Source organism: Nonomuraea marmarensis (assembly GCF_043197025.1).
Taxonomy (GTDB): domain Bacteria; phylum Actinomycetota; class Actinomycetes; order Streptosporangiales; family Streptosporangiaceae; genus Nonomuraea; species Nonomuraea marmarensis.
Genome location: NZ_JBICRM010000048.1, coordinates 47137 through 55892, shown reverse-complemented (window position 1 = coordinate 55892; position 8756 = coordinate 47137). Strand labels below are relative to the sequence as shown.

General features: G+C 67.2%; 7 protein-coding genes. 3 read left to right on the top strand and 4 right to left on the bottom strand.

Annotated elements, in window-relative coordinates:
- The first annotated feature begins 836 nt into the window (after positions 1 to 836).
- The gene (locus ACFLIM_RS45425) at positions 837 to 1259 is read left to right on the top strand and encodes a CBS domain-containing protein (RefSeq protein WP_393176202.1); all 423 of its coding nucleotides are present in this window, start codon (positions 837 to 839) and stop codon (positions 1257 to 1259) included.
- A gap of 267 nt (positions 1260 to 1526) precedes the next feature.
- Here ACFLIM_RS45425 and ACFLIM_RS45420 read toward each other — a convergent pair whose 3' ends face one another.
- Positions 1527 to 1883 carry a hypothetical protein gene (locus tag ACFLIM_RS45420; RefSeq protein ID WP_393176200.1) on the bottom strand — a complete coding sequence of 119 codons (357 nt, stop codon included), beginning with the start codon at positions 1881 to 1883 and terminating at the stop codon, positions 1527 to 1529.
- A gap of 56 nt (positions 1884 to 1939) precedes the next feature.
- Here ACFLIM_RS45420 and ACFLIM_RS45415 point away from each other — a divergent pair, with 56 nt between their 5' ends.
- The gene (locus ACFLIM_RS45415; protein ID WP_393176198.1) at positions 1940 to 2338 is read left to right on the top strand and encodes an integrase core domain-containing protein; all 399 of its coding nucleotides are present in this window, start codon (positions 1940 to 1942) and stop codon (positions 2336 to 2338) included.
- A 299-nt stretch (positions 2339 to 2637) separates the two neighbouring features.
- Here ACFLIM_RS45415 and ACFLIM_RS45410 read toward each other — a convergent pair whose 3' ends face one another.
- The 3 genes from ACFLIM_RS45410 to ACFLIM_RS45400 all read right to left on the bottom strand — a co-directional run bounded on the left by ACFLIM_RS45410 (position 2638) and on the right by ACFLIM_RS45400 (position 7797).
- Positions 2638 to 4581 carry a hypothetical protein gene (locus tag ACFLIM_RS45410; RefSeq protein WP_393176196.1) on the bottom strand — a complete coding sequence of 648 codons (1944 nt, stop codon included), beginning with the start codon at positions 4579 to 4581 and terminating at the stop codon, positions 2638 to 2640.
- A gap of 76 nt (positions 4582 to 4657) precedes the next feature.
- The gene (locus tag ACFLIM_RS45405; RefSeq protein WP_393176194.1) at positions 4658 to 5884 is read right to left on the bottom strand and encodes an MFS transporter; all 1227 of its coding nucleotides are present in this window, start codon (positions 5882 to 5884) and stop codon (positions 4658 to 4660) included.
- A 656-nt stretch (positions 5885 to 6540) separates the two neighbouring features.
- Positions 6541 to 7797 carry a hypothetical protein gene (locus ACFLIM_RS45400; RefSeq protein ID WP_393176192.1) on the bottom strand — a complete coding sequence of 419 codons (1257 nt, stop codon included), beginning with the start codon at positions 7795 to 7797 and terminating at the stop codon, positions 6541 to 6543.
- A gap of 94 nt (positions 7798 to 7891) precedes the next feature.
- Here ACFLIM_RS45400 and ACFLIM_RS45395 point away from each other — a divergent pair, with 94 nt between their 5' ends.
- On the top strand, positions 7892 to 8446 hold the full coding sequence (locus ACFLIM_RS45395; protein WP_393176190.1) for an ArsR/SmtB family transcription factor: 555 nt from the start codon (positions 7892 to 7894) through the stop codon (positions 8444 to 8446).
- Positions 8447 to 8756: the final 310 nt, after the last annotated feature.

Here is an 8756-nt window from a genome sequence, read left to right as displayed (position 1 = left end):
ATGTGGGCGGTTTAGAGCCTCCCCCCGCAGGGCGGCTCTGAAGGGCCATCACCTTCATCTTCCACGCAGCACCGCTTCAAGAAGCTCTACCTACATCACAAGCCCCTCTCCACGTTCGTGGCACACCTTCATCACTACTACGAGACGGTCCGCCCCCGTGCCCCGCGACGGTACTCGACCTCTTGCGGCGTGGACCGCTTGAGGATCTCCCTCTCGCCGCCACCCTGACGGGTCGGCGACAGTATCGGGGCGACAGGTTCCCACGTTCCATGCAAGAGCCCAGGCCAGACTCGCGCCGCCTACATGCCGGACGCCGTCTGGGCAGTCGGCAGGCTCCCCCCAGACTTGTCCCGGAGCCCAGTCCTTGCCCCGGTTTCGACGCCACTGAAATCCATTACGACACGTCATCAGCGGTTCGCTCCCGCTCGCCTTCCTGACCCACACCTGACGCGATCACGTCGCGCCTTTTGCCACAGCGCTCACCACGAACGGCACTTAACCGACGCAGCCTGTGGTGGTTTGGGACCTCCCCCTGCAGGGCGATCCCGGAGGACCTACCTCCATCTCCTGCACAGCACCGCTTCCAGAGGCTTCTACGTCGACGCCTCCTTCGGCGCTCGTGGCACACGAACTGCACGGATGGAGTTCTCGGCAGGCGCAGATTCCCCGCGGCGGGTTCGTTGTCGGAGGAGGCGGTAAGGGGCGTCCCCAGCGCTGTCCATGTTCCGGATCCGGTTGTCGAAGGTGCAGGTCAAAGACCCGTTGAGCGAGGTTTCCCAGCCCGGCGGGCAGAGCAAGGAAGGCGAAAAGGACGCAGATGAGGAAGAAGATCGACTATGACGACAGCACGGGATGTCATGCACCGCGGCTGCGAGTGCCTGCGAATCAACGACAGCCTTGCCGAGGCCGCCCGGCGGATGGCCGAGTTGAATGTCGGCTCCTTGCCGGTATGCGATGAGAACGGCCAGCTCAAGGGGATCATCACCGACCGCGACATCGTGGTGAAATGCACCGCAAAGAGCAAGAACCCGGCCGAGGTCAAGGCTGGCGACCTCATCGAAGCCCCGGTGCGGTCCATCGACGCCAACGCCGACATCGACGAGGTCCTGCACCAGATGGCCGAGCACAAAATCCGCCGTATACCGGTGCTGGAGAACAAGGAACTGGTCGGCATCATCAGTCAGGCCGACCTCGCGGCGAAGCTGCCCCAAGACAAGGTCGGCGAGTTGATGGAAGCCATCTCGGCCACCTCCCACTGAAACAGCCACGACCCGGCCCCGGACCTTCGTGGCTGGCCTCCCCCCGCGGGCGCCCTTCGCACGAGCAGGTGTTCTCCCGGAGCCTCTTTGGTGGCGACGCCTTCAGTCTTCAGGGTGGACCATCATCCGACCGGCCGGAGAATCACCCTCGGCGCTGTGTCCGAGCGCATCCTTGCCCGGAGGCGGCGGACACCGTGATCACCATCGGAAACGGTACGGGACACACGACGCCTGAGCGCGTAGGAACAGTGCTCGCCGTGGTTGTGGTCAGGAGCCCTCCCCCTCGTCGATGCCGTCGCGCGCACCGCCATCGAGAAGATGCGCCCCGGCGTCGTGCAAGGTGATGCCGTAGCTGCCCGGCGCGCTGCCGGGGGGCATTCCCTCGTTCGCCGCGGCGATCGCCTTGAAGCGGGTATCGCGGGTCGGACCGTCGCCGACGAGGTGACCGCGCAGATGGCCGGCGTCATCGTAGACGGCCCAGCGACCTGCGCCCACCTGTGGCACCGCGGCCGGGTTGTCCTTGAGCCACTGCGCGTTGGCGGCGTGCTCAGCCTGCTGGCCGGCCTCGTTGCGCTGGACCGGTTCCGTGGCGGCGTGATCGTCGGTTTTGCGAGCACTACTCATGTTGCGTCTCGCTCTCAGATTGCGGCCGACGCCCCCGAAACATCGGCGGGACACTCGTGCCTCGGGAGCAAGGGTATCGGCAGGGCGCAGATCGCATTGACCGGGATGCCGTTCGGCCCGCGTCGTCGGGAATCCGCTGCGACACGCCGCCGAGCCCGCGCCCCCTCCCCCGCCGAGTGCCTCGTATGAACGCGGTCATGGAGAGGTGGGTGCGGTCCTGCCGCCGCGAACTCCTGGACCGCTGCCTGCTCCGGAACGAACGCCACCTGCGGCATGCCTTGCGCGAGTACGAACACTTCTACAACCAGCACCGAACCCATCAAGCCCTGGACCAGGCGGCTCCCCTACGCGCCGTCTCCGATCCGATCATCGATCCAGTCATAATCGTCGACCTCAACGTACGCCGACGAGACCGGCTCGGCGGAGCCCTCCATGCATACCATCATGCCGCTTGAACTGCATGGACGCAGTTTTCGGCAGGCGCAAGGTCATGGGGCCGCTGCGGTGTTCTTCTCTGACGGTGTGGGGCGCCAGCCGTCCCGTTCGGCCGGGCGCCGGTGCGGAGTTTGCCGCCAGTCAGGGCTGAAAGTCCTTTTTGGCAACACCTCGGGCCGGGCGCCGCAATGCGTGCCTCCGGCCCGCTGGACCCGCCGTAGGGGTGGTGTGGGGGCGGGCGCCGTTATGGGCTTGCTGGACTCGCCGTGGTCGCGGCTGTGGCCGAGGGTGTGCGGGGGAAGCACACCCTCGGCTCGGGTCAGTCGAGGGGGCCGCGCACCGTGAGCGTGTGGACGGCCTCGGCGGGCAGGTGCGTGTCGTCGCCCAGGCGGCGGACGCTGTACGTGTAGTCGCCGCCCACCTGGGGAGTGTCGGCGACGGTGAACGAACCGTCGGCGGACGTCAGCCGTATGTTCGGCAGCCCGGTCGTGACGGTGCCGTCGCGGTTGGAGACGGTGCGTTGCACCAGGAGCGTGGTGCCTGCCGGATCCAGGCCCGCGCCCGACAGCGTGCCGCTGAGCTCGACGCTGCGGTCGGCGACCGACTGCTCCGGGCCGGTGAGGGTGAGCACCACGGGGGCCTTGGCCACCGGCACGCTTCGCGACGTGTAGCTCAGCTCGTATGCGGCGTTGCCCGACCAGGACACGTAGTACGTGTACCGTCCGGCGACCGGCGGGGTGTCGGTGAGGGTGTACGCGCCGTCCGCGGCCGTCACCGCGGAGAGGGTCAGACGGGTGCCGTCCGGAGCGTGGCGGGTCACCGTGAGCCGCTGCTCGCCGGGGGCCGCGCCGTTCGCCAGGGTGAGCCGGCCCGTCAGGGTGAGCGGTTCGAAGAGGGTCGCGGAGGCGGGAACGTCCAGGGTGACCGAGGACCTCACCTTGGCCGCGGTGACGTACGTGTACGCCTTGGTCCACCGGTGCTCCGCGTCGCCGTCCCAGACCGCCTCGTACCTGAACCTGCCGGCGGCGGGCAGGGCGTCGGTGAGGGTGAAGGAGCCGTCCGCGGCTGTCGTCACCTCGGCGACGGGCTCGCGGGGTCCGTTCCCGTCTATCGATTCCACCCGGCGGGCCACCGTCACCCGCTGCCCGCCGGAAGCCGACCCTTCCGCCAGGGCGAGGCGGCCCGTCAGCGTGAGCGGAGCGACCGCGTCCACCGCGTACGGGGCGGTCAGCGTGAGCGTGGACGCCGGGAGGTCGACATCTGGCACCCGCCACAGGTGGACACGGTCGGAGGCGTCCTTCACCAAAGCGAAGGCGACCCTGCCGAGGTTGGTCAGGGCGCCCATGAACACCTCCACGTCGGAGTCCGCGTAGGTGAAGGTGTTCTCGCCCGTCGCGGCGTCGAACACGTTGATGCTGCTGACACCGTTGAAGTATTGGGCGCCCAGGACCGACGTGCCGTCCGGGCTGATTGCCATGGCTCGTGCCGAGCCTTCCGTGCCGTAGCCGCGGACGAGGGTCAGACTGGTTGTGTCCCAGGCGTTGTATGTGTTGGGAGAGCCGTGCAAGGTCAGCGCGGTCGAGCCGTCCGACGTGAGGGTGATGTCCGGCTGGCTGGATTCGATGGACGAGGGCTGGCCGAGCATCCCGCGAAGGGTGACGTCGGCGCCGGAGGTGTCGTAGACGAGGGTCTCGTTATCGGCACTGACGACGAGCGTCGACCCTGCAGCGGCGGGCACGGGGAAACTGTTAAGCCGCGGGATAATCGGAGTGGGCTCCGGCTGTGCCGCCGTCGTGTCGAGTCCGAGGAGACCGCCATTCCCCGATGAGCAACCGTAGCCGACGTACAGGCGACCGCCGGACCAGGCCACGCGCCGCGGGCACGGGTACGCCGCCAGATCGAACCGCCGCGTGATGGAGAAGGAGCCGGTATCGATCTCGGCGACTTCGTTCGAGAGCCTCAGCGCCGCGTACAGGCGGGTGCCGTCAGGCGTCACGGCCAGGCCGCCAGCGCCTGCAAGGCCAGTGATGGCCCCAGTGAAGACGCCACGGGAGTCCGCGGCGACGATCCGGTCGTCGACCGAGGCATAGACCCTGTCGTTGCCGGCTACGACATCGGAGCCGTACATGTAGTCGATGTCGACACCGAGGTCGATCAAGGAGTCGGCGGCCGTCGCGGCGGGGGCCTGGGCGACGAGCAGGGCGGCCGCGATCGCGGTGGTTGCGCCGCAGGCGAGCAGTCGCCGCGCTAATCGCAAAGACATGATCATTCCATTCATTCGCTCACCAGTACGAGAAAGCAAGATCTAAGCCCATGTGCGGCCGCGACGTCAAGATGGGTCAGTCGTCATGGGCGATGAGCATGAGCTGCCGCCACAGCAGCACCACGAATACCGCGGAACCAGCGAAGGCGAACCAGAAGGGCGCCGCGACACCGAAGCGGGCGGCCAGGACACCGCCGATCAACGAGCCGACCACCAGACCGGCGTAGACGCAGATGGTGTTGACGCTGCCCACTCGACCCTGGAGTTCGCGCGGGACCGCGCGCTGGCGGACGGTGACCGAGGTCGTGCCCCATATGAACGCGTGCGCGCCGAAGGCCAGGAAGATGCCCCCGGCGACCCACGGCGAATGGGTAAGGGCCAGGCCCAGGTGGGTGAACGTTTCGATGATGAGTCCGATCCGCATCAGGGCGCCGAGGCTCACTCTGCGGGTGATGGCCCCGTACAGGCCGGTGCCGATCAAGCCGCCGATTCCGCCGATGGTGGTCATCAGGCCGAAGCCTATGGCGCCGAGGCCGAGCTGCTCCTGGGTGTAGAGGACGAGAACCGACCAGGCCGCGCCGAACGTGAAGTTGAAGATCAGGATTGTGAGCGCCAGCGTGCGGATCGCCGCGTGCTGGATGGCCCAGGTGAACCCGGCGATGAGTTCCCGTACGGTGTTAGGCATGGGATCGTCGGCCTGTCGGCCGTGCGGTGGCAACGTGATCCGGGAGACTAGGACGATCCCCGCCATCACCAGGAGCAGCTGGCCCGCGAATGGCCAGGTGAAGCCCAGGCCGAACAGTGCCGCGCCGATCGGTGGCCCGGCGAGCTGATTGAGCGTGATGAACCCCGTGCCCAGGCGGGCGTTGGCGATGACGAGATCGTCCTTGCTGACCATCATGGGCGTCAGCGTGGCCGTCGCGTTGTCGGCGAACACCTCGGCGATGGACCGGAGCGTGAGCGCCACCAGCGCCGTCACCACGGTCACCGTGCCGGTCACCATGAGCACGATGAGCGCCGCCAGCACCAGAGCCCGCACCGCGTTCGCGACGAGCACGATCCTGCGCCGGTCGTGCCGATCCGACAGCACGCCCGCATACAGGCTGAACAGCAGCGGCGGCGCCCAGCCCGCCAGGGCCGACAGCGAGATCATCAGTGGATCGCGGGTCAACGTCGCGATCAGCAGCGGGCCTGCGGCGGCCGCGACCCCGTCACCGAGATTCGTCAGCCAGCTCGACGCCAGCAACCATCGGAATCCTGTCCCCAGCCGGGCAGGCAGGATCCTCTCCACCACTGTGATCACGAGCGCAAAACCATACGTTTTGGGGGGATCTGCGGCAACACGTTTTTCGTGTCTACGCGCTATGCCGGACGGTCGCGGCAGGCGCGCGGAAATCCAGCGGTATGCGCGGACGGCCTCGTCTGTCGCGACTTCGGCCATCGCCTCACCAGGTCACGCGGCCGCTCCTTCGGCCCTGCGGGCGGTTCGGGAACCGGCTGGCAGTCGGGATGATGCGCCAACCAACGGATGGTGCGCCACTCTGGCTCGCCAACCATCGGCCGCAGCAGCACCCGACTGAAACTGCGGCTCGATCGCCTCCACCGCCCACTCCCGGCCGTCCAATCGCAGCGTCGACCTCAGCGACAGCTCCAGCAGTCGCGCCTGTCGGGTCATCCTCCGCCTCCTTCAGTCGATGACCACACCAGCGAACGATCCGACAACGGACGCGAGAGATCGACTCCGAGCCTGCGATGCCAGAGCAGATGCAAGGCATGGGCGCGGGCGACCATCGGCAGCGACGTCCGCGCCACGAGCTCCCCGAAACCGGCCGGCCCGGCGGCCATCGCCTTCGAGGTGGTCGGCGTGGCGGTTGACGGCGCGCGGGCGGTCAGCCTCGCCGAGGAGTTGCGACCCGACGTGATCCTGATGGACCTGCGGGACCATCAGGCCGCGAACCGCTACGGCGTGATCGCGTCGGCGGCCGGGGTCGCCGGCTTCAGTAGTCGCCATCCCAAGGGCGCCAGGGCCAGCCACATGCACAGGACCGCGAACGGCATGAGGGCCTGGCGGCCGGGTCCGTCCAGCACTTCGTAGCAGATGAACAGGACCAGGGTGGCCAGGACGAGTGTCAGGGTCGTCGTGCTGATTCGCTTCAGGGCGGCCAACTGAATGATCAGGGCCAGGAACCCAAGGTAGACAAGCTGGGTGCCGAATCCGTACAGGATCTGCTCGGCTCCCGGGATGCTTCGGATCTGCTGGTCCAGGACCTTCAACTGTGCGCGAGTGTCGGTGGCGAATCCGACATACAGGTCAACGAGCATCTCGGCGATCGAGGCGGTGACGCTGATCAGCGCCACCGCCAGACTCACCCTGGCGAGGATCTGCCCGGTACCGCGGCTTCGGACCCGGCGAAACAGTTCGACGCAGGCGATGCCCAGCAGCACGAAACCGATGAGCCACACCGAATGCGCGATCGTCGTCCATGGCTCGACTCCTTCGTTGCCGCCGAACCTCATGAAGGTCCAGCCGCCGAGCTGCCCCACCGGCGCCAGGATGAGTGCCCACCCGGCGAGGGTTGGCCAGGTCATCGTCGCCGTCCGGGTCGGGTCGGATGAGCTGCGGCGCAACAGTTCACGTCCTACCGGCAGGAGGGCCAGCCACAGAATCAGCGCCGATCCGGCCTGCGCCAGCCGCAACGGGATCTCCACCAGCAGCTCGGCGCCGTTGACCAGCACCGCCACGGTCACCAGGGTCGCGAAGCGTGTGGTGCCCTTGCCCTGCGCCGCGAGGTGTATCGCCTGCACGATCAGCACCAGGAACAGCAGCACCGGCCCGACGTCGTAGATGGCCAACTGAACCCCGGGCAGGTCGTGGATCTGGCCGCTCAGGGCCCGCATGTCGGTGCGGTTGTCGGTGGAGAAGCCCACCACCAGATCGATCACCATCTGGATGAGCAGGCAGCCCGCGCCGATGACACCGACGATCAGCGAGCCGGTGGCCAGTATCCGCCCTCCCGAGGTGGTGTCCTTGGCACGTCTATACAGCTCGACGCAGACGATCGCGTACATGACGTTGTTGAGGACCCAGGCGATGTGGGCCAGGGTCCAGCCGGGTTCCTGACCACCGGTACCGCCCAGGCGCATCAAAGCCCAGCCGGCCAGGACCAACAGTGGTGCGGTGACGAAGGACAGCCCGGCGATTCGTTTCCAGTTCATGGACGCCGACCCTAGCTCTACAGAATTTTTTCTGCAAGTTTTTCTCTGCATGAATCTTTCTGCATAATTGTCTCGGTACGGCTAAGCTGATCGCATGTCAACGGAACCGGTCATGCACACCCCGGCGGCGATGAAGGCGCTCGCCAGCCCACTGCGGCGAGAGATCCTCCGCCACCTCGCCAATCACGGCCCGGCCACCTCCACCACGCTGGCCAAAGCCATGGGCCAGAACACCGGGACCACCAGCTACCACCTGCGGATGTTGTCCGACACCGGTTTCGTGACCGAGCTGCGCGACCGCGCCAAAGGGCGGGAACGCTGGTGGGACGTCGTCAAAGCCGACCGGCGGATGCCCGCCCGCGAAGAACTGACCGCCGCCGAACAAGACCTCGCCGAGCGACTGGGCGACTCCAAACTCGCCGAGGACCTACACCTGCTGTCAGCCTTTGCCCACAACCGGGACGAGGCCGGCGACTGGCAGCAGGGCTCCCGCGCCAGCACCTTCATGACCAAGGCACAGCTCAAGGAATTCCACGAGGAGTACCTCAAACTGGTGCACCGCTTCGGCACCGACCGCGACAACGCACCCGCCGACGCCCGGATGATCCTGCTGCGCTGGATCGGTTTCCCCGACCCCCGCGGCTCCTGATCCCCTCCACCCCGACGTCTTGGTTCGCGGGAGATACCCGGGTCCAGATCCGCTTCCGAGATTACGGACATGATCGACTGGTGGCCGCTTCTGGCCGTCCCTCGGCTGGACCGGCGCACATCCAGATCATCCGCATCCGGCCAGCCGCTACGTTGCGATCCAGCGGTGGGGTGCGACTTTAGGGCTCAGGTCGGCATCAGCGACTTCGGCCCCGTGCAGGTGTCGCTGATCACTACGGCGCCGCACTCGATCCATCGCACGCCCAAGCGCATTCGCGGCGTGTCCCCAACCCGGTGAACCTAAATGGTCA